General features: G+C 71.9%; 23 protein-coding genes. 12 read left to right on the top strand and 11 right to left on the bottom strand.

Annotation, left to right across the window (positions count from 1 at the left end; all coding sequences use genetic code 11):
• Positions 1-33: 33 nt before the first annotated feature.
• Positions 34-2,205, bottom strand: coding sequence for a S9 family peptidase (locus ASG04_RS06880; RefSeq protein WP_056121813.1), 2,172 nt, complete (start codon positions 2,203-2,205; stop codon positions 34-36).
• 82 nt (positions 2,206-2,287) lie between these two features.
• On the opposite strand from ASG04_RS06880, the gene ASG04_RS06875 reads away from it, so the two are divergent.
• The gene (locus ASG04_RS06875; protein WP_056121811.1) at positions 2,288-3,487 is read left to right on the top strand and encodes an amidohydrolase; all 1,200 of its coding nucleotides are present in this window, start codon (positions 2,288-2,290) and stop codon (positions 3,485-3,487) included.
• Positions 3,488-3,503: 16 nt separating this feature from the next.
• Here the strand turns inward: ASG04_RS06875 and ASG04_RS06870 are convergent, their stop codons facing one another.
• Complete coding sequence (locus tag ASG04_RS06870) at positions 3,504-4,394, bottom strand: aminodeoxychorismate lyase (protein WP_056121809.1); 891 nt, start codon at positions 4,392-4,394, stop codon at positions 3,504-3,506.
• A gap of 34 nt (positions 4,395-4,428) precedes the next feature.
• On the bottom strand, positions 4,429-4,779 hold the full coding sequence (locus ASG04_RS06865) for a hypothetical protein (RefSeq protein ID WP_056121807.1): 351 nt from the start codon (positions 4,777-4,779) through the stop codon (positions 4,429-4,431).
• Between the two features lie 64 nt (positions 4,780-4,843).
• Here ASG04_RS06865 and ASG04_RS06860 point away from each other — a divergent pair, with 64 nt between their 5' ends.
• Positions 4,844-5,377 (top strand): 8-oxo-dGTP diphosphatase, encoded by a 534-nt coding sequence (locus tag ASG04_RS06860; protein WP_056121802.1) that lies wholly within the window; start codon positions 4,844-4,846, stop codon positions 5,375-5,377.
• Between the two features lie 152 nt (positions 5,378-5,529).
• Positions 5,530-8,313 (top strand): AMP-binding protein, encoded by a 2,784-nt coding sequence (locus ASG04_RS06855; protein WP_056121800.1) that lies wholly within the window; start codon positions 5,530-5,532, stop codon positions 8,311-8,313.
• 72 nt (positions 8,314-8,385) lie between these two features.
• On the opposite strand, the gene ASG04_RS06850 is transcribed toward ASG04_RS06855, so the two are convergent.
• From ASG04_RS06850 to ASG04_RS06840, 3 genes are all read right to left on the bottom strand, one after another.
• Complete coding sequence (locus ASG04_RS06850) at positions 8,386-8,661, bottom strand: hypothetical protein (protein ID WP_056121798.1); 276 nt, start codon at positions 8,659-8,661, stop codon at positions 8,386-8,388.
• A 25-nt stretch (positions 8,662-8,686) separates the two neighbouring features.
• Positions 8,687-10,162, bottom strand: a complete 1,476-nt coding sequence (locus ASG04_RS06845; RefSeq protein WP_056121796.1) for an ABC transporter permease — start codon at positions 10,160-10,162, stop codon at positions 8,687-8,689.
• Between the two features lie 107 nt (positions 10,163-10,269).
• Positions 10,270-11,958, bottom strand: a complete 1,689-nt coding sequence (locus tag ASG04_RS06840; protein ID WP_056121794.1) for a cation:proton antiporter — start codon at positions 11,956-11,958, stop codon at positions 10,270-10,272.
• Positions 11,959-12,073: 115 nt separating this feature from the next.
• On the opposite strand from ASG04_RS06840, the gene ASG04_RS06835 reads away from it, so the two are divergent.
• The 3 genes from ASG04_RS06835 to ASG04_RS06825 all read left to right on the top strand — a co-directional run bounded on the left by ASG04_RS06835 (position 12,074) and on the right by ASG04_RS06825 (position 15,423).
• Positions 12,074-13,330 (top strand): inorganic phosphate transporter, encoded by a 1,257-nt coding sequence (locus ASG04_RS06835; RefSeq protein ID WP_082517863.1) that lies wholly within the window; start codon positions 12,074-12,076, stop codon positions 13,328-13,330.
• Complete coding sequence (locus ASG04_RS06830; RefSeq protein ID WP_056121790.1) at positions 13,330-13,626, top strand: hypothetical protein; 297 nt, start codon at positions 13,330-13,332, stop codon at positions 13,624-13,626. Before ASG04_RS06835 ends, ASG04_RS06830 begins: the two co-directional genes overlap by 1 nt.
• Positions 13,627-13,935: 309 nt before the next feature.
• Positions 13,936-15,423, top strand: a complete 1,488-nt coding sequence (locus ASG04_RS06825; RefSeq protein ID WP_082517862.1) for an aspartate ammonia-lyase — start codon at positions 13,936-13,938, stop codon at positions 15,421-15,423.
• A 40-nt stretch (positions 15,424-15,463) separates the two neighbouring features.
• Here ASG04_RS06825 and ASG04_RS06820 read toward each other — a convergent pair whose 3' ends face one another.
• Together ASG04_RS06820 and ASG04_RS06815 are read right to left on the bottom strand one after the other, a co-directional pair.
• Positions 15,464-16,540, bottom strand: a complete 1,077-nt coding sequence (locus ASG04_RS06820) for a YihY/virulence factor BrkB family protein (protein WP_082517861.1) — start codon at positions 16,538-16,540, stop codon at positions 15,464-15,466.
• A 113-nt stretch (positions 16,541-16,653) separates the two neighbouring features.
• Entirely contained in the window at positions 16,654-17,973 is a 1,320-nt protein-coding gene (locus tag ASG04_RS06815) for an MFS transporter (protein WP_082517860.1), read from the bottom strand.
• 89 nt (positions 17,974-18,062) lie between these two features.
• Between ASG04_RS06815 and ASG04_RS06810 the strand changes: the two genes are divergently transcribed.
• The 3 genes from ASG04_RS06810 (at position 18,063) to ASG04_RS06800 (ending at position 21,662) form a co-directional block, all read left to right on the top strand.
• Positions 18,063-18,434, top strand: coding sequence for an FKBP-type peptidyl-prolyl cis-trans isomerase (locus tag ASG04_RS06810; protein ID WP_056121789.1), 372 nt, complete (start codon positions 18,063-18,065; stop codon positions 18,432-18,434).
• Positions 18,434-19,276, top strand: coding sequence for an aldo/keto reductase (locus tag ASG04_RS06805; protein WP_056121787.1), 843 nt, complete (start codon positions 18,434-18,436; stop codon positions 19,274-19,276). The genes ASG04_RS06810 and ASG04_RS06805 overlap by 1 nt, the downstream gene beginning before the upstream one ends.
• 142 nt (positions 19,277-19,418) lie before the next feature.
• On the top strand, positions 19,419-21,662 hold the full coding sequence (locus tag ASG04_RS06800; RefSeq protein ID WP_235515464.1) for a HelD family protein: 2,244 nt from the start codon (positions 19,419-19,421) through the stop codon (positions 21,660-21,662).
• A 146-nt stretch (positions 21,663-21,808) separates the two neighbouring features.
• On the opposite strand, the gene ASG04_RS06795 is transcribed toward ASG04_RS06800, so the two are convergent.
• The 3 genes from ASG04_RS06795 to ASG04_RS06785 all read right to left on the bottom strand — a co-directional run bounded on the left by ASG04_RS06795 (position 21,809) and on the right by ASG04_RS06785 (position 24,293).
• Positions 21,809-22,078, bottom strand: a complete 270-nt coding sequence (locus ASG04_RS06795) for a protealysin inhibitor emfourin (RefSeq protein ID WP_056121784.1) — start codon at positions 22,076-22,078, stop codon at positions 21,809-21,811.
• Positions 22,079-22,120: 42 nt separating this feature from the next.
• Entirely contained in the window at positions 22,121-23,173 is a 1,053-nt protein-coding gene (locus ASG04_RS06790; protein ID WP_082517997.1) for a M4 family metallopeptidase, read from the bottom strand.
• 64 nt (positions 23,174-23,237) lie between these two features.
• A complete protein-coding gene (locus ASG04_RS06785; RefSeq protein ID WP_082517859.1) occupies positions 23,238-24,293 on the bottom strand; it encodes a glycoside hydrolase family 6 protein in 1,056 nt (351 codons plus the stop codon).
• Positions 24,294-24,480: 187 nt separating this feature from the next.
• Here ASG04_RS06785 and ASG04_RS06780 point away from each other — a divergent pair, with 187 nt between their 5' ends.
• From ASG04_RS06780 to ASG04_RS06770, 3 genes are all read left to right on the top strand, one after another.
• Positions 24,481-24,930, top strand: a complete 450-nt coding sequence (locus ASG04_RS06780; protein WP_056121780.1) for a VanZ family protein — start codon at positions 24,481-24,483, stop codon at positions 24,928-24,930.
• Between the two features lie 125 nt (positions 24,931-25,055).
• Positions 25,056-25,325 carry a 30S ribosomal protein S15 gene (rpsO, locus tag ASG04_RS06775; protein ID WP_056121778.1) on the top strand — a complete coding sequence of 90 codons (270 nt, stop codon included), beginning with the start codon at positions 25,056-25,058 and terminating at the stop codon, positions 25,323-25,325.
• A gap of 139 nt (positions 25,326-25,464) precedes the next feature.
• Positions 25,465-26,082, top strand: a complete 618-nt coding sequence (locus tag ASG04_RS06770; protein WP_056121776.1) for a CE1759 family FMN reductase — start codon at positions 25,465-25,467, stop codon at positions 26,080-26,082.
• Positions 26,083-26,152: the final 70 nt, after the last annotated feature.

Below are 26,152 nucleotides of genomic sequence, written 5' to 3'. Positions count from 1 at the left end.
CACCGCCGGTGTCGGTGTCGGTGACGGTCGCGGTCAGGCGGCCGCGATCGGCGCTGCGCTGGCTGCCGCGGGGGAGACGTCGGCCAGCCCCAGGGTGTCGAGGATCCAGGCGAGCTCGAACGCCCGCTCCCGCCACGAGGCGTACCGGCCGCTGACACCGCCGTGCCCTGCCGACATCTCGGTCTTCAGCAGCACCGGGGCACCGACCTCGCGGAGCTTCGCCGTCCACTTCGCCGGCTCGACGTAGAGCACGCGGGTGTCATTGATGGAGGTCACCGCCAGGATCGCCGGGTACTGCACGTCGTCGCGGACGTTCTCGTACGGGGAGTACTCGCTCATGTAGCGGTAGACCTCGGCGTCGTGGAGCGGGTCGCCCCACTCGTCCCACTCGATGACCGTCAGGGGCAGGTCCGGGTCGAGGATGCTCGTCAGGGCGTCGACGAAGGGCACCGCCGCGACGATGCCGGCGAAGCGGTCGGGTGCGATGTTCGCGACCGCGCCCATCAGGAGCCCACCCGCGCTGCCGCCCTCGGCGACCATCCGGTCCGCGGTCGTGCGACCGGTCGCGATCAGGTGGTCGGCCACCGCGACGAAGTCGGTGAAGGTGTTCTTCTTCGTCAGGGTCTTGCCGTTCTCGTACCAGTGCCGGCCGAGCTCGCCACCGCCGCGGACGTGCGCGACCGCGAACACCACGCCGCGGTCGAGCAGGGAGAGCCGCATGACGCTGAAGCCCGGGTCGATCGAGTGCTCGTACGAGCCGTACCCGTACAGGTGCAGCGGCGCCGGGGCATCGGTGTCGACGGCGTCCCGGCGCCAGACGAGCGAGATCGGCACCCGCGTGCCGTCGGCAGCGGTGGCCCAGTCGCGCTCCTGCACGTAGTCGGCCGGGTCGTAGCCGCCGAGCACCGGCTGGCGCTTCAGCACGGTCATGGCACCGGTCGCCAGGTCGAGGTCACTGACCTCGGACGGGGTGACGAAGGACGTGAACCCGATGCGGAGCGTGGGCTGGTGCCACTCGGGGTTGCCGCCGAGGCCGGCGGAGAACAGGGCCTCGTCGAAGTGGACCTCGTCGGGTTCCCCGTAGCCGTCGCCGTCGAGCGGGATGATCGCCACGCGCGGCAGGGCCTCGGAGCGGTACTCGAGTGCGAGGTGTCCGGCGAAGGCGTCGACCGACTCGATGCGGCGCTCGCCGTGGTGCGCCACGACGACCCGCCGGTCGGTCTCGGACGTGGGGTCGTCGGCGGGGACGTCGACGAGCTCGAAGTTCTCGGCGCCGTCGTTGTGCAGCACCAGCAGCCGGTCGCTGCCGCCGACGATCGCGTGCTCGATCTCGTACTCGACGCCGTCGCGACGCGGCCAGACGACGTGGAAGTCGCCGGTCGGGTCGGCAGCGTCGAGGATCCAGGCCTCGGAGGTGATCTTCGAGCCGAGCTCGATCACGATGTACTGCGAGGACCGGGTGACCCCGACCCCGACCCAGTAGCGGTCGTCGGGCTCCTCGAAGACGACGACGTCGGCCGACGCCGCGGTGCCCACCGTGTGCCGCCAGATGCGGTCCGGGCGCCAGGAGTCGTCGACCGTCGGGTAGAAGACGTAGCGGCCGGAGGGGTCGAACGTCGCGCCGGACCCGGTGTTCTCGACGACGTCGGGCAGGTCCTGTCCGGTCGTCAGGTCGCGGACGTGCAGGGTGTAGCGCTCGTCACCCGCGACGTCGACGCCGTAGACGAGCCGGGTGCCGTCGTCGGTGATGTCGTACGAGCCGAGGGAGAAGAAGTCGTGCCCCTCGGCCAGGGTGTTGCCGTCGAGCACGACCTGCTCGCCGGGCAGCGTCGCGGCGCCCTCGTCGAGGGTCGGCGGGGTCCAGTCGTCCGGACCGCTGATCGGCGCACGGCACTGGACGCCGTACTGGCTGCCCTCGCTGGTCCGGGTGAAGTACCACCACTGGCCCATCCGCACCGGGACGGAGAGGTCGGTCTCCTGCACGCGGCCCTTGACCTCACCGAAGACCCGCTCGCGCAGGTCGGCGAGGTGGTCGGTCGCCGCTGCCGTCCACGCGTTCTCGGCCTCGAGGTAGCGCAGCGTGTCGGGCGACTCCTTGTCGCGGAGCCACTCGTAGTCGTCCACGAAGTCGATGCCGTGGTGCGTTCGGGTGACCGGCCGCTTGTCGGCGGTCGGCGGGGTGCTGGATCCGTGCTCGTCGCTCACCCGACCACCCTAGGCCGCGCGCCCGGGCAGCTCCCTGCGCAGCGCGCGGTCGTGCACCGCGGCCGCGACTACCGTGGACGGCATGACCGCCTCCTTCGTCGTCACCGGTGCCCACGTCGTCCCCGTCACCGCAGCCCCCTTCGACGGGGGAGCGGTCGTCGTCGAGGACGGCCGCATCACGGCGCTCGGCCCGGACGTGTCACCGCCGCCGGGACTGCCCGTCGTCGACGCCGCCGGCGCCTGGCTCGTCCCCGGGTTCGTCGAGTCGCACGGCCACGTCGGCATCCACGAGGAGGCGAACGGCCCCGCGGGCAACGACACGAACGAGCTGACCGGACCGAACATGGCCGGCGTCCGGGCGATCGACGCGGTCGACATCGACGACGAGGGCTTCCGCGACGCACTCTCCGGCGGGGTCACGAGCATCGTCGTCAAGCCCGGGTCCGGCAACCCGATCGGTGGGCAGACCGTCGCGATCAAGACCTGGGGCGGCCGCACGATCGACGAGCAGCTCATCTCGGACGCGGTCAGCGTGAAGAGCGCCCTGGGGGAGAACCCCAAGCGGGTCTACGGCGACAAGGGCCAGACCCCGTCGACCCGGCTCGGCGTCGCCAAGGTCATCCGTGACGCGTTCGTCGACGCCCAGAACTACCGAGCCGCCCGCGACGCCGCAGCGCGCAAGGACGAGCCGTTCGCGCGGGACCTGACGAAGGAGACGCTGGTCCGGGTCCTCGACGGCGAGCTGGCGTGGGACCAGCACGTGCACCGACACGATGACCTGGCGACCGCGGTCCGCCTGGCCGAGGAGTTCGGGTACCGGCTCGTCGTGAACCACGGCACCGAGGCGCACAAGATCGCCGACGTCCTGGCGGCGAAGGACATCCCCGTGATCTACGGCCCGCTGTTCACCAGCCGGTCGAAGGTCGAGCTGCGCGACCGCGGCATCCCGCACCTGGCGGCGCTCGCCGCGGCCGGGGTCCGGGTCGCGATCACGACGGACGCCCCGGTCGTGCCGATCAACATGCTCGTCGACCAGGCCGTCGCCGCAGTCAAGGAGGGCCTGCCGCACCAGACGGCGCTCGAGGCGCTCACCGTCAACCCGGCGACGTTCCTCGGCTTCGGCGACCGCGTGGGCCGTCTCGCTCCCGGGTACGACGCCGACCTGGTGCTGTGGACCGGCGACCCGCTCGACGCGACGAGCCGAGCGGTCCGCGTGTGGATCGAGGGTGCCGAGGTCTACACGTGGGCCGACGGCGTCGGCACGGCCACCCCGCGCTGGTGACGTCGGGCCGCGGGTCTCAGGACTCGCGCGCCAGCAGGAAATCGTTGATCTGCTCGGTGAGCGCCAGGTCCATCGCCTGGGGCTCACCGTCCACCGACCGGATCGGCGCCGCCTGGCGGACGCTCGACACCAGCCAGAGCGCGTCGGCCGCGCGCAGGTCCTCCCGGGTGATGAGCTCGTAGGCGGTCTCGATCCCCTCGGCCTCGGCGAAGCGGAACACGTCCGCCTGCGTGGTGCCGTCGAGGATGCCGATGTCGGTCCGCGGGGTCACCAGGCGTCCGCCGACGGACATGACGAGGTTCGCCCGGGTGCCCTCGAGGACGTAGCCGTCCGTCGACAGGAACAGCGCGTCGTCCGCACCACGCCGGGCCGCCTCGCGCAGGGCCGCCATGTTCACCCCGTAGGACAGCGTCTTCGCGCCCTGCAGCAGCCACGGCGAGGTGCGCTCGACGTCGTGCCGGTACCCGCGGTCCAGCGTGACGACGGCGATGCCCTCGGTCCGCGCCGCCGTGGAGTCGCCCGACGCCGCCGCGTACACCCAGCCGGTGGGGCGGTCGGTGCCCTCGACACCGCGGGTCAGCACCGTCTTCACGAAGGCCTCGCGGACGGGGTCGAGCTCGGCGCACGCGGCCTCGATCGCCCGGCGCCAGGCATCGGTGTCCGGTGCGGGCAGGTCGAGCTTGGCGGCGGACCGGCCGAACCGGGCCAGGTGCGCCTCGAGCGCCTGTGGGCGGCCGTCGACCACGGTGATCGTCTCGAAGACCCCGTCGCCGCGGGTGATCCCGAGGTCCTGCACCTGGACCTGGTGGTCGAGCGGTGCCTCGAACGTGAACGCGTCCGCCGCGGGGTCGTGCGGAGCGGCGTCACGGGACGGTTGGTTGAGGACGGCGAGCACGGTTTCGGTCATGGTGCCATCCAACCGCAGCGACCGTCGGGACGCGTCAGGACTGCTCGGGGAGCGCGCCCATCAGCTTCCACACGGTGGCGGTGAGCTCCGGGTGCTGCAGCGCGATGCGGCGCAGCCGGTGGTACTCCTCGCCGAGTCGTGTGCCCTGACCCGACGCCGGGTGCGACGCCCACTGCGCACTGCGCTGGCCGATCGCGGCGTCGAGCTCGAGCGCTTCCTCGCGCAGGATCAGCACGACCTGTTCGTCGACGGTCGGCAACAGGTGCATGAACTCCCACGGGTCGTCGCCCTGGCGGGAGCGGTGCTCGACGATCATCGAGAGCTCTTCTGCGGCCTCGGCACGCAGCACTTCGAGGCTGCGCCCGAATCGCCGGTGCTCAGCCATGGTGCCCCCGCAGCACGCCTGCCATGCAACGAGCGTACGCCAGGTCATCGGCCAGACTGGACACGTGACGGAGCGCGACGCGACCAAGAACCAGCACCCTCGGGTCGTGGTCGTGTACCTGCTGCGCGACGGCGCCGAGGGGCCCGAGGTGCTGCTCGGCGAGAAGCGTCGCGGTCTCGGCAGCGGTCGCGTGGTCGGTCCGGGCGGCAAGCGGGAGGGCACCGAGACGGCGGTCGAGACCGCCGTGCGCGAGGTCGCGGAAGAGGTCGGCCTGCGGCTCGACCCGGCCGACCTGGAGGCCCGGGGCACGTTGGACTACCGGTTCCCGTTCCGGCCGTCATGGTCGCAGGTCTCGGACGTCTTCGTCTGCCGTCACTGGTCCGGTACTCCGACGGCGAGCGAGGAACTGGCTCCGCGGTGGATCCCGGTCGCCGACGTCCCGTACGACGCGATGTGGGACGACGCCCGCTACTGGCTGCCGGGTGTGCTGGCGGGCGGGTCCGTCGAGGCGCGGTTCACCTTCGCCGACGACGACGCGACCGTCGCCGGGTTCACCGGCTCGGGTGTCGACGCGGCCGCGGCCTCGTCGGCCGACTAGCTGTCCGCAGCCCGCATCGACGTGGCCCGCTGCGGCATGTCGCACCGTTCGGCGGCTTCCCGCATCCGGTCCTCCGCGCCCGTCGGTCGGTTCCGCTCCGGGGTTACGGTCGGTCGACACCGACCGCCGATGCACCGTGAAGGGGACCCCACGTGCTCATCTCCTCCGGACCCCGAGCCGACACGACGCCGCCCGCGCGGCCGTCGAGCACGTCGACGGGTCCACTGTCCGACCACCGTGGCGCCGCCGTGCCCGAGACGTCGCTCCTGGCGGGGCTCTCGGACGTCGCCGCGCGGCTGCCGGACGCCCTCGCGGTGACGGACGAGCACCTCTCCCTGACCCACGGCGAGCTCGACCGGGTGACGCGCGCCGCCGGCATGCTGTTCGACCAGCGGCTGACGCCGGACGACCACAGCGGACTCGGTGTCGACGTGCCCCAGGGTGGTGCGTCCGTGCCCGTCGGTGTGCTCGTGACGCACGGTGTCGGGTCCGTCCTGTCCCTGCTCGGTCTGGTCCGTGCCGGGCGCACCATCGTCGCGCTCGACCCCTTCCTTCCCGAGGCGCGACTGCGCCACGTCATGAGCCTGGCCGGCATCGTCGACGTGGTCGCGGACCAGGCGCACGCTGCGCAGGCCGCGACCCTCGTCGCGGACCGGGGCACGGTCCTCCCGTTCGGTCCCCTCGTCGCCGAGGCGCGTGCCATCGCCGCGGCAGACGCCCCGATCGCCCCGGTCGCCGCGGCCGCCGAGCGGAGCGGGCGCGACCCGCTCGTGATCATCTTCACCTCCGGCTCGACCGGCGCACCCAAGGGCGTCGTGATGACGCACCGTCAGGCGATGGCCGACACCGTGGCCGAGCGCGAGGTCTTCCGCTTCGTGCCCGAGGACCGCCTGGCGTCGGTCCTGCCGCACGGGTTCTCCGCGGGGTTCTCCCTCGTGCTGTCCGGACTGCTCGCCGGCGCCTCGATGCACGTCGCCGACCCGCGGCGCACCGGCGTCGACGGCCTGGCCACGTGGATCCGCGACGCGGGTCTGACCACCCTGCACACCACGCCGCACCTGGTCCGTTCGGTGGTCAGCGCGCTCGACCCCGCCGACGACCGTCTGCGTGGGCTGCGCATGGTGGCGACCGTGGGCGAGGCCGTGACGGGGCCGGACCTGGCCGCGCTCCGGCCCCTGCTCGGACCGACCACCTCGTTCTGCAACTGGACCGGGTCGAGCGAGACCAACGTCTACGCCGTCAACGAGATCCGCAGCACCGACCCGGTGCCCGAGCGGAGCATCCCCTCCGGCCGCATCGTCGCGGGCAAGCGGATCGTCCTCCGACGATCGGACGGCAGCATCGCCGACGTCGGCGAGTCGGGCGAGATCGTCTGCATCTCGGACGCGATGACCAGCGGCTACTGGGGTGCGCCGGAGACCACGGCGACCCGTGCCGGTGTCGCCGACGACGGCACGCCGTCGTGGGCGGTCGGCGACCTGGGCCGGTTCGACGAGGACGGCCGGATCACGCTGCTCGGCCGCGCCGACGACGCCGTCAAGGTCCGCGGCTACCTGGTCGAGCCGAGCGAGGTCGAGTCGGCGCTGCGCACGGTCGACACCGTGCAGGAGGCGGCCGTCGTCGCGGTCAAGGCCCCGCCGGCACCGACCCGCCTCGTCGCCTACGTCGTGACCAAGCGCGGTCGCCGCTCGGCGTCGCCCGCCGCGATCCGCAAGGCCCTCCGCGACCTGCTGCCGGACTACATGGTCCCGACCGCGATCGTGCCGATGGCCGCGCTGCCGCGCAACGAGCGCGGCAAGGTCGACCGCGCGGCGCTGCCCGAGGCCCCGTCGCTGGCGATGACGCTCGGCGAGGGCGGTACGGCCCTGCCCGACGCCGACACCTACGACCAGTGGCAGCTCGCCGTCGCGCAGATCTGGTCCGAGGTCCTCGGGCTCCCCTCGGTGGGTCCGCTGCAGCTGCCGGCCGTCGGACTCGACAACGACTTCGCGGCACTCGGCGGTGACTCGCTCTCCGCCGAGGAGATGCTCGCTCTGGTCAACGACCGGCTCGGTGTCGACCTGCCGTCGACGGACCTGCTCGAGTCGCCGACGGTGCGGACCTTCGCGGCCCGGGCCCGGCTCGGCGCCGCCGCGGTCCCGAGCCACCCGGACGTGATGACCCTGGCTGACGGGGTGGGCGCCGAGGCTGCGCCGCTGTTCTGCGTCGCCGGCGCCGGTGCGCTCGGGCTCACCTGGGCACCGCTGTCCCGACGCCTGGGTGACCGCGCCGTCTACGCCTTCCAGCAGCATGGCCTGGAACGTCGCTCGGTGCCGGACTGGAGCATCCCGGCGATGGCCAAGCGCTACATCGAGCTGATGCGCGTCGTGCAGCCTCGCGGCCCGTACACGATCGCCGGGCACTCGTTCGGCGGCCTCGTCGCACTGGAGATGGCGGCGGTCCTGACCGCGGCCGGACAGACCGTGCACCGCGTCGTCCTCGTGGACACCTACCTGCCGGAGCAGACAGCTGAGCAGGTGGACGTCGTCGAGTTCGGCGAGCTGGACCTCGGGCCGGGCTCGGCACCGCGGACCGGACTGCGTCGGCGGGTGACGGACCGGACCGCGTTCGTGCGGGAGCGGGTGCTCGCGCCGTTCGGGCAGATCGGTCGCCGTGCCCGCGCGTACGGCGCCGGGATGTTCCGCTGGCAGGGGCAGCAGCAGTTCCGCGCGTTCTTCGACCACGCGGTCGTCGTGTCGCGCCGGTACCGCCCGCCGGTGTACGAGGGCGCGGTGACGCTCGTGGTCGCGGACGGCAACGACTCCGGCGCGAGTCGGTGGGCCCCGTTCCTGGTCGGCGGCGCGGACGAGGTGCGCATGCACAGCGAGCACAGCTCGGTGCTGCGCGAGCCCTACGTCGGCGAACTGGCCGAGGCGCTCCGCGAGCAGCTGGGCTGATCCGCCGCCCCGGCGTCAGCGGGGGCGAGCGCGTCGGGTGTCAGCGCGTGCGGGTGTCGGCGCGTGCGGGTGTCAGCGCGTGCGGGTGCTGCCCGTGCGCGCCTGCTCGGCGTCGGCGATGACGTCGGCGTCGCCGCTGCGCCCACCGAGCGGTCGGACGAAGAAGTCCACGATGCCGACGGCGATCGCGCCGACCAGGGCGAACATCGCCCAGCCCACGAAGAGCCCGGCGGTGTTGCGGCCGTCTGCCGGCGCGAGCACGACGCTCGTGATCCACAGGGCGGCGGTCAGCGCCAGCAGCACGACGACGACGGTGACGAGCAGGCGGTGCCAGGAGGAACGGGTCATGGTCCGGCCAGGATACCCGCCCGGGTCAGCGGGCCGCGTGCCGGTGGTGGGGCTTGTCGCCGGGCTCGGCCGGCGTCCCCGAGTCGCCCGCCCCTGAGGCGGAACGTGCGCGGGGACCGGAACCGGGGCCTCCGGTCCGGCCACCGACCGGTTGGCGGTCCTGCTGCCGCACCACGGGGATGCGACCGGTGGTCAGCGGCTCGTTCTCGAGCCCGTCGCGTCCGCCGGTGAAGACGTCGCCGCTCACGCGGTCGTCCTCCCAGTCGCTGTCGCGCAGGACCTGCAGCGTGCCGGTCTCGGTGGACGACAGTCCGTGGCGCTCGAGCTCGACGTCGCGCTGCTTGCCGAGGAACTCGCGGTTCGCGGTCTGGGCGTCCTGGAACATGGTCGTGCGACCGGTGACGATCGCGCGGATGCGACGACGCTCCCAGAGCATCTTGCCGAAGTACATCAGCACCAGACCAGCCCCGGCGTAGCAGGCCATGGTGATGAGCCCGCGGGCGGGACCCGGGCCGACGCCGTAGACCTGGTGCTTGATCATGTCGACCATGCTCGAGCCGACGACGACGTTGTTGAGCCACGCGAACGGCTCCGGCATGAACCACTTCGGGTACGCGCCGCCGGAGGACGGCATGGACAGGAACACGAAGCAGATCATGGCGGGGGCGGCGATGAAGCGGCCGACGAAGTAGCTCAGCCCGTTCACGGCCAGGCCGATCGCCACGATCCAGCCCCAGGCGATGAGCACGAGCTCGATCCAGTGGCCGTGGATCGCGCCCACGACCGGACCGGCGAGCGTGTTCGTGATGAGCGAGATGATGAGCCCGCCCACGACGATGACCGCCATGCGGACGCGGTGTCGCAGCGGGCCGCCCATGATGCCGATGAACATCGCGACCATGTAGCCGCCGATGCACCAGGCGAGCATGACGTACATCGGCACGGTGCCGTACTCGTCGTAGGACGGGAGTGCCGCGAGTTCGGTGATCTTGGGCGTCGCGACGCCGATCGCCGTGAGCACCGCCGAGAGCGTCGCCGGCACGAGACTGGCGACCTGGAACTGGTGCGCGCTCGCCTTGAAGAACTCGTTGTTCGACGGGTCGTACGCGACGGCCATCGCCCCGGCCAGGACGTCGCGCTTGGCCGCGGCCAGAGAGTCGTAGGTGTGGAACACGAACTCGCCGGGCAGGGCCTTCTGCACGGCCTGGACGAAGGTCGGGTCACTGCCGATCAGCGCGATGGGGACGTCGTGGGGGTGCGGGGCGTGGAACGCGAAGACGTAGCACAGGCAGAAGCCGACGATGAAGAACAGGGGCATCCAGAGCTGCAGGCCGATGAGCTGCAGCGATGGGTGCAGCGTGCCGAACCAGCGGCGGTACGCGCTGATCTTCTGCGGCGCTGGGACCGGGGCCTGGCGGCGGCGCGGCTGGACCTTGCGTGACGACCCCGGACGCTCCGGGGTGTCGCTGTTCGTGTGGACGTCGTTCCGGGGACTGCTCACTGGCGCGCTGTGCTCCTGGTCTCGTGTCGGCTGCGTGCAGGATACGCCGCACGACTGACCGCGGTCCGGGTGGGCCGGGCGGGAGCGGGCCGCCCGGCAGCTCGCCCCTACGACCGGCTGCGCGACGCCTGCGCCGAGTCCATCGCGAGTTCCTCGGCGTCGAGCGTCACGAGCACACGGCGCATGACCTCTTCGTCGAGGTTGCCGCGTTCGCGCTCCTCGAGCACGATCTCGCGGCGCCGGTCGAGCAGCTCGCGTCGGATGTCCTGGATCTGCGACCCGCGGAGCCGCACGGGGGAGTTCCGGTCCTCGATCTCCTCTTCCTCGGCGTCCTGGCGGAAGACCTCGGCCTGCCGTTCGAGGCGGGACTTCAGCCGACTGACGACCGTGTCGATCGCCTGGTCGCCGTACTGCTTCGCCCACTCCGGCCGTCGTCGGTCGAGCAGCTCGATGGCCGCCTCGGTCGTGCGCTGGTTCAGGCGCATCTCGCTGCGGACGTCCTCTTCGCCCTCGGCCGGGTCCTGCACCTTGAGGGAGCGGATCACGAAGGGCAGGGTCAGCCCCTGCAGCAGGAGCGTGCCGACCGTCACGATGAACGCGATCACGAAGATGGTGTCCTGCGCCTTGATCTGCACGGGGCTCGCCACGACCGACACCGCCGCGGCCAGCGTCACCACGCCGCGCATGCCGGTCCACGAGATCACGGTGAGTTCGCGCCAGTTCAGCTTCGGCTCGGCGGAGCCGCGCATCCACCGCAACCAGCGGTGCCCGCGGGACAGCCGGATGCGCAGGGGCCGGAACCAGCGTCCGTTGAAGCGGTTGCGGACGTAGGACTCGAACACGAAGAGCGGACGGACGACGATGACCACCGCCAGCACGACCGCTGCGGCGGTGATGGTCTGCCCGAGGCTGCGCTCGCTCTCGACCAGGTCCTGCACCACCGTGTTGAGCTGCAGCCCGATCAGCGCGAAGACGAAGCCCTCGAGGATGACGTCGATGCTCGTCCACAGGGGGCGCTCCTGCAGTCGCGTGGCGTAGCCCTCCTTGGGGGAGTTGTAGCCGATGTACAGGCCCGCGGTGACGACGGCGATGACCCCGGAGCCGGAAAGTTCCTCGGCCAGGATGTACGCCACGAACGGCAGCAGGATGCTCATGATCGTCTCGACGACGGGGTCGTTGATGCGCATCCGGATCCAGTGCACCAGGACGCCGAGCACGATGCCGATCGCCAGACCGACGCCGATCGCCAGACCGAAGATGCCGAGGTCCTGCCAGATGGTCAACGAGGTGCCGGCCGCGATGAGGGTGAAGACGCGCACCAGGGTCAGCGATGCGGCGTCGTTGATCAGGCTCTCGCCGGACAGCACCGTCATCACGCGCCGGGGGAGCCCGAGCTTGCGACCGATCGCGGCCGCCGACACCGCGTCCGGCGGGGCGACGACCGCGCCGAGCAGGATGGCCGCGGGCCAGTCCATGTCCGGGATGATGATGTACGCCGCCAGGGCGACCGCGAGCGCCGTCACGATCACCAGGAAGATCCCGAGTCGACGGATCTGCTTGATCGACTGCTGGAAGCTCTGCCACGACACGTCGAGGGCCGCGGAGTACAGCAGCGGCGGCAGGATCACCGTCAGGATCAGCTCGGAGTTGATCTCGATGTGCGGCAGGCCGGGCACGAACGACACCGCCAGCGCCACCGCCGTCACCAGCAGGGGAGCCGGCAACCCCTTGGCCCGCGCGAAGCCGGTCACGAGCAGCGATCCGACCAGCAGGATGAGGAGCTCGGCGATGTCCATCTGCTCATTCTCCCATCGGCATGCTTCCGGAGCTGAACGAACATGAAGCGACGGTGAACGGGAGGTTGCCGATCGGGTTTGCCCGGACGGCGCTCATGCGCGACACTTGCCCGCGGTGGACATCACACTCATAGTCGTCCTGGTCATCGCGTTGGCCCTCTTCTTCGACTTCACAAACGGATTTCACGACACCGCCAACGCGATGGCGACACCGATCGCGACCGGGGCCATGCAGCCCAAGGTCGCGGTCACGGTCGCCGCGGTGCTCAACCTCGTCGGTGCGTTCCTCAGCACCGCCGTCGCCACGTCGATCTCCCACGGGCTGATCAACGAGGGCCCCGGCGGCGTCGCGATCACCCCGGAGATGATCTTCGCCGGGCTGATCGGCGCGGTGGTCTGGAACATGATCACGTGGCTGCGCGGGCTGCCCTCGTCGTCCTCGCACGCGCTGTTCGGCGGGCTGATCGGTGCGGCCATCGTCGGCGCCGGGTTCCAGTCCGTCAACTACGCGGCCCTGCTGACGGTCGTCATCATCCCGGCGTTCCTGTCCCCGGTGATCGCGGCGCTGGTGTCCCTGCTCGCCACCCGCATCGCGTACCGGATCACCCGTCGGCCGGTGTTCCCGAACGAGCGCGGCGGCTTCCGGATCGGACAGGTCTTCACCAGCTCCATGGTGTCGCTGGCGCACGGCACGAACGACGCGCAGAAGACCATGGGCGTCATCACCCTCACCCTCATCGCCTCGGGCGCGCAGTCGGCGAACCAGGGCGTGCAGTTCTGGGTCGTCGTCGCCTGTGCCCTCGCCATCGCGCTCGGCACCTACACCGGGGGCTGGCGGATCATCCGCACGCTCGGCTCGGGCATCACCGAGATCCGGGCGACGCAGGGCTTCGCGGCCGAGGCGTCCACCGCCGCGACCATCCTGGCGTCGAGCCACCTCGGGTTCGCGCTCTCGACGACACAGGTGTCGTCGGGCTCGATCATCGGCGCGGGCCTCGGGCGCCGCGGCTCGAAGATCCAGTGGTCGACCGCGGGCAAGATCGTCATCGCCTGGTTCATCACGCTGCCGGCCGCCGCGGCCGTCGGTGCCGTGGCCTCGGGCATCGCGCGCTTCGGCATCATCGGCCTCGTCATCGACGCGGTCGTCGGTGCGGTCGTCATCCTCGGCCTGTACCTCTGGTCGCTGCGGAAGCCGCACGGGCAGGCCTCGGCGATCGAGGTCGACGTCGCCGCCAACGCGGTGTACACCCGCAAGGAGCTCCGCGACCTGCAGCGCAAGAAGCGAGCGGACGCCGTTGCGGCCCGACGCGCCGAGCTGAGCCGCGAGCGCACCCTGCGCCGCATGGGCGCACGCAAGGGAGGACGTCGCTGATGGCGATCGACTGGTCAGCCTTCCTCACCGTGGCGCTCGTCGCCGTGGTCTCGGCGTGCTTCGTGGTCACGGTGTACTCCGTCGGCCTGCGGTTCTGGAGCGCCGCCGACACCCGTGCCGGCAAGTTCACCGTGAAGGACGACGGCACCATCGGCCCCGCCACCGCCGGCTTCCCGAACCCGCAGGGTGCTTCCGGTGCCGTGCGTGGACTGCGCTCCCTGGCGGTCGCGTGCTTCGTCGTGTGCGGCGCCGTCGTGCTCTACGGCATCTACCTCATCGTCCCGCAGTTCCACTGACCGCGGTCGCGCACCGTGCGCGGTCCGCGTCCGTGGTGCTGGGCTGTGACCGCGCACCACGTGACGGGTGACGCACCCGGTCCTCAGACGGGAGGCCCGTGCCGGCCTGGCACCGCGCCTCCCGCCCGGCGGATCGCGCCACTCCGCACCGTGCGTGATCGGTCCCCGGTGCGCGGTTCGCGGCGTGGTGCGAGGAAAGAGCCTCGCACCACGCGGTCACCGTCGCACCGCGCGCAGCAGCGCGCGCTGGGCCGCGCGCAACCGCGCGCCCACCGGACCGGCCGGACGGACGGGGACTAGCCTCGTGGGGTGATCCACGACGAGGAGGCGCACGTGAGTGCTGGGACCCGCACCGAGACCGATTCCCTGGGCTCGAGGGAGGTGCCGGACGACGTCTACTGGGGCGTCAACACGCTCCGGGCGCTGGAGAACTTCCCGATCACGAGCGTGCCGATCTCGGTCTACCCCGACCTGATCGAGGCCCTCGCGACCGTGAAGCAGGCCGCGGCTCGGGCGAACAAGGCGATCGGCGTCCTCGACGCCGAGCGTGCCGATGCCATCGACCGTGCCGCACAGGAGGTGCGGGACGGGGCCTTCCGCGACCAGTTCGTCGTGGACGTGGTGCAGGGCGGCGCCGGCACGAGCACGAACATGAACACGAACGAGGTGCTCGCGAACCGGGCGCTCGAGATCCTGGGGCACGTCAAGGGCGACTACGCCCACCTGCACCCGATCGACCACGTGAACCGCAGCCAGTCGACGAACGACACGTACCCGACCAGCGTCAAGATCGCGATGATCTTCGGCGTGCACCGGCTCATCGACCAGCTCGAGCAGCTCTCCGCCGCGTTCGCCGAGCGGGGCCACGCCTTCGCCGACGTGCTCAAGGTCGGTCGGACGCAGCTGCAGGACGCCGTGCCGATGACGCTCGGGCAGGAGTTCACCGGCTTCTCGCACACCATCCAGGAGGACGCGGTCCTGCTCCGCAAGGTCACGCCGCTGCTGGCGGAGATGAACCTCGGCGCGACGGCGATCGGCACCGGGATCACCGCCGACCCGCTGTACCGCGACGAGGTCCGTCGGCAGCTGCAGGAGGCCAGCGGCATCGATGTCGTCACGGCACCCGACCTGATCGAGGCGACCAGCGACGCCGGGTCCTTCATGACGCTCTCCGCCGCGGTGAAGCGCAGCGCGGCGAAGCTGTCGAAGATCTGCAACGACCTGCGGCTGTTGGCGTCGGGGCCACAGGCCGGCTTCGGCGAGATCACCCTGCCGGCGCGCCAGGCCGGGTCCTCGATCATGCCGGGCAAGGTCAACCCGGTGATCCCAGAGGTGGTGAACCAGATCGCGTTCGCCGTCGCCGGGGCGGACACCACGGTCACGATGGCGGCGGAGGCGGGGCAGCTGCAGCTCAACGCCTTCGAACCGATCATCGCGCACTCGATCCTGCAGTCCCTGCAGTGGATGACCCGGGGCTGTGCGACGCTCCGCGAGCACTGCGTCGTGGGCATCGAGGCGAACGAGGCCAAGCTCGCTGCCCAGGTCGACACCAACGTCGGCGTCGTGACCGCCCTGACGCCGTACATCGGCTACGCCGCGGCCGCGTCGATCGCCCACACGGCGCTGACCACCTCGACGCCGATCTCGACGCTCGTCACGGCTGCCGGGCTGATGGACGAGGACCAGGTGCAGCGCGTGCTGAGCCCCGCCCGGTTGTCGGGCATCGAGCTGGCGACCGGGGCGATCCCGGTGATCACCGAGGAGATGCTGGACGCCGAGGCGAAGCGCCTGCGGTAGCTGCTGCTGCCGCTGCCGCTGCTCTGCTGCCGCTGCTCGGTCAGCGCAGCGGCGGTTCCCCGACCCGGAGCTGCGAGGCGACGTCGCGCAGGTGCTCCTGCGCCGGCGTCGGCTCGTCCTGGGGGAGTTCCTGCGCCGCTCGCCGCACCGCGTGCGCGGCCGCGATGTCGGCGTCCCGCCACCGGGCGAGCGTGAAGTTCCGGGTGACGTCGCGCAGCGGCAGCCGGATCGCCTCGTCGGCGTCGATGCCCGCGAGCAGCTGCCGGAGTCGGATCACCTCGGAGTCGAGCTCACCGCCGACGACCAGCACGAAGTTCGAGATGTACAGGTAGACGAGGAGCAGGATCGCACCGCCGAGCCACCCGTAGGCGCGGTTGCCGCCACCGAGCGTCTCGACGTAGAGCGCGAAGCCGAACGTCGCGATCGCCCAGGCCACGATCGCGAACGCGGCGCCCGCCGAGACCCAGCGCAACTGCGGCGTGCGCACGTTCGGTGTGGCGTAGTAGAGCACCGCCACCATCACCACCAGGTCAGCGGCCAGCACCGGCCACTTCACGACGTTCCACAGGTCGTCGATCCACGACGCCCATCCCAGCTGCAGGACGATGGCGGCGGAGATCGTCGGCGTCCCCAGCAGGATCACGATGGCGATCGCACCGCCGACCATGACGAGCAGCGTGACCAGGAGCATCATGCTGCGGAACTTCCAGATGCGCCGGCCCTCCTCGACCTCGTACGCGGTGTTCATGGCGCGACCGAACGCCGTGGCGTACCCGGACAGGGACCAGAGCGTCAGGACGAGCCCGGTCGCGAAGCCGAGCCAGGGGTTGTCGAGCGTCAGCAGCTGTCGCAGCGGCTGCTCGAGGTGCTCGGCGGTCTCCGGCCGGACGATGAAGCCGATCACCTGGATGATGTCCGTCAGGCTGTCGCCCTGGCGGTCGATGACCGCGAGCGCCGACACGACCGTCAGCGCCGCGGGGAACGCGGTCAGCAGGGCGAAGAAGGTGAGCGACGCTGCGGCGTCGACGACCCGGTGCCGGATCACCGAGTGGTAGGTGCGGCGGACGACCGCGCGGACCCCGGTCCGCTGCAGGTCGCGCGCACTCGGTTCCGGCATGTCGTCGAATCTACCGGGCGCGGCGACGTCGAGGCTCGTCAGCCCGCCTGCGGGTGCGGCGCGCCGCAGTCCGCGTCCGGCTCCCCTCAGTCCGCGTTCGGCTGCGGCGCGCCTCAGTTCGCGTTCGGGTGCAGCGCGTCGTAGCGGCGGAAGGACGGCACCAGGCGCAGCAGCGCGGCGACGAGCCCGATGATCAGCACACCGCCCAGGACCGGGGGGAACGCGAAGCCCGCGGCGACGACGAGCCCCGCGTACAGGTCGCCGAGGCGCGGACCGCCGGTCACCACGACGATGAAGATGCCCTGCAGCCGGCCGCGCATCCCGTCGGGCGACGCGGCCTGCAGGATCGTGTTCCGGAAGACCGAGCTGACGTTGTCCGCACCGCCGGCCAGCGCCAGGAACAGCGACGCGAGCGCGAGCGCCGGCAGGATCCCGCTGCTGAAGGTCTCGCCGCTGCGCCCGCCGAGCACGTGCGCGAGCGCGATCACCACGCCGAACGCCGCGATGGCGCCACCGTAGGTCGTGATCGCCCACCCGACGGCCTCGCCCTGACGGCGGACGTGCCCGAGCGGCCCGGAGAACACGCTCGACAGCAGCGCGCCGATCGCGTACGCAGCCGTCAGCGTGCCGACGGTGATCGCGCCACCGCCGATGACGAGCGCGCCGATCGCCGGGAAGAGCACGCGGGGCTGGCCGAACGTCATCGCGATGATGTCGAGCACGAACGTCATGGTGATGTTCCGCGACCTCCGGAGGAACCGCGCGCCCTCGATGAGCGAGCCGAGCCCCGGTCGCAGGGCATCGCGGTCGGCAGCCATGCGCGGCAGCGTGAACACCCCGGCGAAGGCGAACGTGAACAGCACGACGTCGATCGTGTACGTCGGGGCGAACCCGACGCTCGCGATCAGCACGCCGGCGACCGCCGGGCCGACGGTGACCTGGAACCCGGACGCGATGCCGCCGAGGGCGCTCGCCGCGGGCAGCAGGTCGGTGCCGACCAGGCGCGGCACGATGGCCGAGCGGGACGCGTTGCTCACGGTCGCCGCGACGGCGTTCACCGTCGCCAGGACGTACAGCAGCAGGACGCTGTGCAGCCCGAGCCAGGCGTGCGTCGCGATCAGTGCGACCGCGGCCCACGCGATGATCGACGACACCAGCGCGACGGTGCGCCGGTCGAACGCGTCGGCGAGCATCCCGCCGTACAGGCCGGCGACGATCATCGGCAGCAGCGCGATCACCCCGACCAGCGCGACGGCGAAGGTGGACCGGGTGATGTCGTAGACCTCGAGGCCGACGGCGACCGTGGTCATCTGCGTGCCGATCCCGGCGACGGCGGTGCCGGCCCAGAGTCGCGCGAACGCCGGGGACCGGCGGAGCGGGGTGAGGTCGGCGAACAGGCTTCGGCGCGGCGGTGCGGGGGTGGGTTGTGTCACGGTGGAACCATTCTGGTGCGTCCGGCCGCGACGCGCGCGACGGTGCCCGGGTCGATGCGTGATCGGGAGCCTCTGGTTGACTTGCGGACATGACTGACCTCAACAGCAAGCCCGAGTTCGACGCCCCCGAGGGCCCCGCCCCGACCGACCTGGTCATCACCGACATCGTCGAGGGCTCCGGCGACGAGGCGACCGCGGGTTCGACCGTCAAGGTGCACTACGCGGGCGTCGAGTACGAGTCCGGCGAGGAGTTCGACAGCTCCTGGGGCCGCGGCGAACCGATCGACTTCCCGCTCGCGGCGCTGGTGCGCGGATGGCAGGAGGGCATCCCAGGCATGAAGGTCGGCGGACGCCGCAAGCTCGTCGTCCCGCCGGAGCTCGCCTACGGCCCGGCCGGCGGCGGCCACTTCCTGTCCGGCAAGACCCTGATCTTCGTCATCGACCTGCTCGGCGTCCGCTGATGCCCGCCGTCACCCCGGCTCCCACCGTGGAGCTCAACGACGGCCACCGGATGCCCCTGCTCGGCCTCGGGACCTACTCGCTCGACGGCGACGAGGGCACGGCCGCCGTCGGAGCGGCCATCGCGAGCGGCTACCGGCTGCTCGACACCGCGCTCAACTACGGCAACGAGGACGCGGTCGGCCGTGCCGTGCGCGACGCCGAAGTGCCGCGCGACGAGCTCGTCGTCACGTCGAAGCTGCCCGGCCGTCACCACGGCTGGGACGAGGCACACCGCTCGATCGACGAGACCCTGGCGAACCTCGGGCTCGACCACGTGGACCTGTACCTGATCCACTGGCCGAACCCGTCGGTCGACAAGTTCGTCGAGACGTGGAAGGCGTTCGTCGACCTGCGCGACAGCGGCAAGGTCCGCTCGATCGGCGTCTCGAACTTCACGCCGGAGCACCTCGACCGGATCATCGACGCGACCGGGGTCACCCCCGCGGTCAACCAGGTCGAGCTGCACCCGTACTTCCCGCAGGCGTCGCTCCGGGCGTTCCACGCCGAGCGCGGGATCGTCACCGAGAGCTGGAGCCCGCTCGCGAAGCAGTCCGAACTGCTGACCGAGCAGCCGGTCACCGACGCGGCCGCCGCGCACGGGGTCAGCCCCGGCCAGGTCGTGCTCCGCTGGCACACCCAGCTCGACGCGGTCCCGGTGCCGAAGTCCGGCGACGTCGACCGGCAGCGCGAGAACCTCGACGTGTTCGGCTTCACGCTCACCGACGACCAGGTCGCGGCCATCTCCGGGCTCGAGCGCGGGCGCCTGTGGGACGGCGACCCGGACACGCACGAAGAGATGTAGCGCTGACGCGCTGACGCGTCGGACGGGAGGCGCGGTGCCGGCTGGTACCGCGCCTCCCGTCCGTCCGTGGTCGCGGCCCGCACCGCGCTTCCGGGCCGTCCGCGGGGACTACACTGGATACCCCTGTCCCGAAGGGTTGCGTGTGTCCGAACCGACCGAGATCGACCGCGAGCGCGAGTACGTCGACGGGCTCTTCGCCCGGCTCGACGAACTGACCGCCGAGGCCGAACAGCGTCTCGCCGAGACCCGTCGTCAGGCGGTCGGCGGGAACCACCAGAGCCGCAGCGAGCGCGACGCGTTCGCCAAGCTCTACGAGGACACCATCCAGACGCTCGAGCGTGTCGGCGACCGCTTGGTGTTCGGTCGGCTCGAGGTCGCGGACCCGTCCGACGGCGAGAGCGCCTTCCGCTACATCGGCCGCGTCGGCCTGCGCGACGTCGAGCACCGCCCGCTGCTGCTGGACTGGCGTGTGCCGGGCGCCAGCGCCTTCTACCAGGCCACCGCCGCGCACCCGATGGGCATGCGCGCCCGTCGGCACCTTTCCCTCGACGGCCGCAGCGTCGTCGGCGTCGAGGACGAGGTCTTCGACGCGACGCTGTACGACGACGAGCGCACCCACCTGCAGGGCGAGGGCGCGCTGCTCGCGGCCGTCACCGCCGAGCGCACCGGGCGGATGACCGACATCGTCGCGACGATCCAGGGCGAGCAGGACCGGATCATCCGTTCCCCGCTCGAGGGCGTCCTGATCGTGCAGGGTGGCCCGGGCACCGGCAAGACCGCCGTCGCGCTGCACCGTGCCGCGTACCTGCTGTACTCGTACCGCGAACGACTGCGGGGGTCCGGTGTGCTGGTCGTCGGTCCGTCCCCGGCCTTCCTGACCTACATCGAGCAGGTGCTCCCGTCGCTCGGTGAGACCGGCGTCGTCATGGCCGCCCTCGGGTCGCTGTACCCGGGTGTGCGGACCTCGACGCACGACCGCCGCGACGTCGCGGCGGTCAAGGGCTCGGCCGAGATGGCCGACCTGCTGCGGCGGGCCGTCCGGTCACGCCAGGTCGTCCCCACCGAGCCCACCACGCTCGACGTCGAGGGCGAGCGGCTCGTGGTCCCCCCGCAACTCGTGGCTGACGCGATGCACCGGGCACAGGACCGCGGCAAGCCGCACAACGTCGCTCGCGTCACGTTCAACAAGTCCGCGCTCGACGCGATGGTCAAGCTGCTCGCCGACCAGCTCCGCGAGCGCGGCACGACCGTCGACGACGCCGACCTCAAGGTGCTGCGCGAGGACATCCGCTCGTCCTACGACGCCCGGGTGCTGCTCAACACCGCGTGGCTGCCGCTGCCGGCGGAGAAGCTGCTCGAGGACCTCTTCGCGCGGCCCAACTGGCTCGCCTCGCTCACGCCGAACTGGTCGCCGGAGCGTCGTGCCCTGCTCGCACGCGACCGCGGCGCGGGTTTCACGGTCGAGGACGTCCCCTTGCTCGACGAGGCCGCCGAGCTCCTCGGCACGTTCGACCCGACCGGCGGTGCCGCCAAGCGCCAGGCGAAGGCCAGCCGCAACCGCGACATCGAGAACGCCCGCCAGGCGATCGAGAACATGGGGGTCGAGGGCATCGTCTCCGCCGAACAGGTGGCGGGCGCGTTCGCCGAGGGCGGCGACCCCCGCACGACCGCCGAACGTGCCGCCGAGGACCGCGAGTGGACCTACGGCCACATCGTCGTCGACGAGGCGCAGGAGCTCTCGCCCATGCAGTGGCGCGTCCTGGCCCGCCGCAACCCGCTGCGCTCGTTCACGATCGTCGGTGACATGGCGCAGGGGTCCTCACCCGGCGCCGCCCGCACGTGGGACGACGTCATCGGCGCGCTCGCCCGACGCCGGCGCGGCCGCGCGCCGCAGGTCCCGCTCGACCACCGCGTCGAGGAGCTCACGGTGAACTACCGCACCCCGCGCTCCATCGTGCAGGCTGCGGGGGAGTTCGCCGCCGCGGCGGGCCTGACCGTGACCGCGAACCAGGCCGTGCGCGACGGGGACCCGGTCGTCCGCTTGCGGGTCGCACGCGCCGAGGTGCTCGACACGATCGCCGCCACGGTCCGCGCCGAGCGGGAGCACATCGGCTCCGGCACCACCGGCGTCATCGTCCCGGACAGCCAGGTCGACGTCGTCCGTCAGCGGCTCGCCACCACGGATGCCGACGTGCGGACGCTCGGCTCACCCCGGCCGGGTTCCGTCACGGTCCTGACCGGTGCGGACGCGAAGGGCCTGGAGTTCGACGGCGTGCTGCTGGTCGACCCGGACGGGGTGGGTGCCGACGCGGCGCGGGCCGCCGCAGCGGTGTACGTGGCGATGACCCGCCCGACCCGCCGCCTGACGGTCATCGACGTCGACTGACCGTTCCACCGGATCGGGTGCAGGTCGCACCCCGTGACGGACATCGCGCCCGGTCACACCGGGGCGCGATGCCTGCACGGGGGTGCGGTCCGTTCACGCGGTGAGCCGTGGTGCCGTGGCCGGACGGGAGGCCCGGCCCACGGCCGTCAGGTGGGCTCGCCCTCGGTGCGCACCCGCTGCACGAGCACGGCCCACGCCCCGTCGAGCTGGCTGCCCGGCACGCGGATCGTGGTGCTCGCGACGGTGATGGTCCACTCGAAGTCGTCGCGCATCTGCTGCGGACGCGCCGGCGGCGTGCGGGGGAGCCCGTCGACCAGCGCGGCCCAGTCGTCGGGGTCGGCGCACGCATCGGTGTCGATGCGCCAGGCCCGGGTCAGGCCGGCGATCCCACCGGTGCGACGGACGACGATCTGCATGCGTCGAACCTACGCCGACCGGTCACCGCGGGCGGTGCACGGTCAGGACAGCACCCCGACCGTCCGCCATGCGCCGCTGACGGCTGCCGACTGGGTCGACCCCGCACCGAAGCGGGCGTCCGCCGCGTCGACCGTCGCGGTGGCGAAGCCGGCGAAGTCGATCGACGCGGTGACCGCGGACGAGGTCAGCGCGTCCCACCACACCGCGCCCGCGCCCTGCCACGCGTTGCCACCGATGGTGGTGGCCGCCAGGAAGAAGGCGTGGTTCGGGATGCCGGAGTTCGTGTGCACCCCGCCCGAGTCCTCGGTCGTCTCGACGTAGCCGGCCATGGTGCCGGGCTGCGGGTCCTTGCCGAGCACCGGGTCGTCGTACGCGGTGCCCGGGGCCCGCATCGATCGCAGCGCCACCCCGTGCACCGCGGGTGTGAACAGCCCCTCGCCGATGAGCCACGTCGCCTGGTCGGCGGTCTGCCCGGCGGTGTACTGCGCGACCAGGGAGCCGAACACGTCGCTGATCGACTCGTTGAGCGCGCCCGACTGTCCCTGGTACGTCAGGTCGGCGGTGTACTGCGTCACGCCGTGGGTGAGTTCGTGGCCGATGACGTCGAGCGCGATCGTGAAGCGGTTGAAGACCTCGCCGTCCCCGTCGCCGAACACCATGCGGCTGCCGTCCCAGTAGGCGTTGTCGTAGTCCTGTCCGTAGTGGACGCTGGCGTCGAGGGGGAGCCCGGCGCCGTCGATGGACACACGCCCGAACACGTCGAGCCAGAACGCGTGCGTCGCGCCGAGGCCCGCGTAGGCCTCGTCCACGGCCGCGTCGCCGGTGTCGGGCGCGCCCTCGGCGCGGACCAGGTCTCCGGGGAGCGTGGTCGTGCCGTGCGCGTCGGAGATGCTGCGCTGCGGGGACCGGTCGGGCGTGGTCACCGAGGGGGCGACGCCGAGTCGGGGCTCGTGCTTGGGGGCCTGGACGAGGTCGAGGGTGGCGAGCGCGGTGCGCGCCGCCGGGGTGGCACGGGGGAACGCGTCGGACGGCGCGTCGGCGATGGCGCGCAGCAGGTACGGCGGGACGACGGATCGGAGCTGGTCGGCGGTCATGGTGACCATGCAACCCCCGTGCACCGACATCGGCAGCCGGGTGGGGCCTCCTGTCCGTCCCCCGTCAGTCGCGGCGGTTGGCGACCAGCGCGAGCGCGTACGACTCCCACCACTGGCCGGCGGCCGGGCCGCCGTTGCAGGTGCCGTCGCTGAGGCCCGGGGTCTTGACCCAGAGCAGCGCGTCCAACCGAGACGACCCCGCCGCGACGTGCGGGTCCTGGCCGAGGCCGGCGCCGGACGGGTTGCACCACGTGCCCTTCCAGCCCTGCCCGTTGCGCGAGACGTCGATGACGAAGTGCGGATCGCCGCCGACGGCATCGGCGAGGTGGTCGGCGTAGGTGCGCTCCTGGTCGACGCGGTAGAAGTTCGACACGTTCGTGAAGAACCCCTGGGTCCGGTCGATGCCCGCCTGCCGCAGCCAGCGTGCCATCGTGTCGACGGGCACGCGGTTCTCGTTGCCGCCGTCGAGGTAGACGGTGAGGCCATGGCCGGTCAGGGCGTCGACGGCCTTCCGCAGCAGGGGGAGCCGCGAGTCGGACAGCCGCTCGCAGTTCTGGATCTGCGCGATCGCGTCGGGCTCGACGAGCACCACGGCGTGCGACCCCGCCATCGCGCGGACCGCCGACCGCACCCACGGGACGTACTCGGAGCGCGTGGTGCCGCCCTTGGAGTAGCTGCCGCAGTCGCGGTCTGGCACGGCGTAGAGCACGAACACCGGCGTCTTGTCCTGGGTCCGGGCGTTCGCCACCACCCGGTGCACGGTCGCCCGCGTGGCCGTGACGGAGGGGTTCGTCAGCCAGGTCGCGATCGGCTGGTCGGCGATCTCGGCGAGGCGGTCGGCCGTGCGGTCCTGGCCCTCGGCCCGCGCGGACTCGGCGAAGCGGCCGGGCTGGTTGTCGCTGGACGGCTGTCGTGCCAGGCCACCGGGGAAGACCTCGGCCGGTGTCCTGCGCTCGACGATGTGCCGGCCGTCCGGGCCGGTGGCCCTGGTGGGGAGCCAGAGCGCGACCGCGGCGACGACCGCCACGACGACGACCGCCGCGCTGCCGATCCACAGCCACTGGCGAGCGGCACTCGTGCGGCGCGCGGGTGTCGGGGTCCCTGATCTGTGGTCCGGCATCGAGCGGTCCTCTCTGTTCTGACCGTGCTCCGTCGGCGCTGCCGGGCGGCCCTGTCCCGCCCGGTGCCCATGCTTCCACCCCGACCCGGTCCGAGGCCAGCCCGCGCGGGCGTTCGCACAGGTCCGGTGCCGGTGTCGCTCAGGAGCGCTCCAGGTCCCGCGCAGCCCGGCACCCCACACTGTCCGGATGCTCCGCAAACTCCTCCTGCTCGCCGTGACGGCGGCCTACGCCTGGGTGATCTGGCGGATGACGCTGACACCGCACGTGTTCAGCGATGCCGAGAACCGGCTCGTGCTGCACGCGCTCTCCTGGGCGCAGCAGCTGCCCGGCGGCTCGTGGCTGACCTACGAGCGGACGGAGTTCCTCGCGAACATCGGCATGTTCGTCCCCGTCGGGGCGATCGCCGCGATGTGGCTGCCGCGTCGCTGGTGGTTCGTCGCCGCGGTCGTCGCCGTCGCGTTGTCGGCGGGAATCGAACTCGCCCAGGCAGAGCTGCTGCCGTACCGGGTGGCCGACCCGCGTGACGTGCTGTCGAACGGACTGGGCGGCCTGCTCGGGGCGACGCTCGTGGGACTCGTCCGCAGCCTGTTGCCGGCGCCCCCGCGACGGCGCAGTCTCCGCGCGCGGACCGTCTGACGCTCGTCCCTCTGGTAGAGTCTCCAGGTTGCCGTCGAACGGCCGCGGACAAAGAGCGCTCATGCATCAGGCATGGGCACCGCGCAACGGACACAGTCCTCACCGAGGACAGAGAGGGGATCACCATGGCACTTGACGCACAGGTCAAGCAGGAGATCATCGAAGAGTACGCGACCCACCCGGGCGACACCGGATCCCCCGAGGTCCAGGTCGCCGTTCTGACGCGTCGCATCAACGACCTGAACGAGCACCTCAAGGAGCACAAGCACGACCACCACTCGCGTCGTGGTCTGCTCCTCATGGTCGGCCAGCGTCGCCGTCTCCTCGGCTACCTCTCCGACGTCGACATCAGCCGTTACCGTGCGCTCATCGAGCGCCTCGGCCTGCGTCGCTAGTCGTCGACCGACACGCTCGACCGAACGCCCCGGCCCTCCTCGCGAGGACCGGGGCGTTCTCCGTTCCCGGGAATGGTTGCGTCGCAGCCCTGGTTCGGTACGATGTTCATGCAAACGCATTGAAAGATCGGATCGCATCATGACCACCATCGCCGTCGTCTCCGCCGGGCTCTCCGAGCCGTCGTCGACCCGCCTGCTCGCGGACCGGCTCGCCGAGTCCGCCGTCACCGCCATCGGACAGCAGGGAGGCCCGGTGCACGTGGCGCACGTCGACCTGCGTCCGCTGGCCCACGAGGTCGTCGACGCGATGCTCACCGGGTTCCAGGCGCCCGCGTTGGCCGCCGCGACGGCGACGGTCGTCGAGGCGGACGCACTGGTCTTCGTCTCGCCCGTCTTCACCGCGGGGATGAGCGGCCTGGCGAAGTCCTTCCTCGACGTCATGGACAAGGACGCCCTGGTGGACATGCCGGTCCTGCTCGCGGCGACGGGTGGCACCGCGCGGCACTCGCTCGCGATCGAGCACGCCATGCGTCCGGTCTTCGCCTACCTGCGCGCTGCCGTCGTGCCCACCGGGGTCTTCGCCGCGACCGACGACTGGGGAGCCCAGGGCGACCAGGCGGCACTGGACGGACGCATCCGCCGGGCCGGTGCCGACCTGGCGTGGGCGATCGGGGCCTCCCGTCGGGTCCCGCAGCAGGCGGACGCGCTGCCCGAGGTCCCCGACTTCGCGAGCCTGCTCGGCGGACTCGGCCACTAGGCCGGGTACCGCACGCCACGGTTCGCGCCTGGTGCCCGCTTGGCGGGTTGGTGCGCCCATGGTTGTTCGC

It is taken from the genome of Curtobacterium sp. Leaf183 (assembly GCF_001424385.1).
Lineage (GTDB): Bacteria > Actinomycetota > Actinomycetes > Actinomycetales > Microbacteriaceae > Curtobacterium.
The sequence above is the reverse complement of the archived record's forward strand: the minus strand, read 5'-3'. Positions and strand labels throughout refer to the sequence as shown.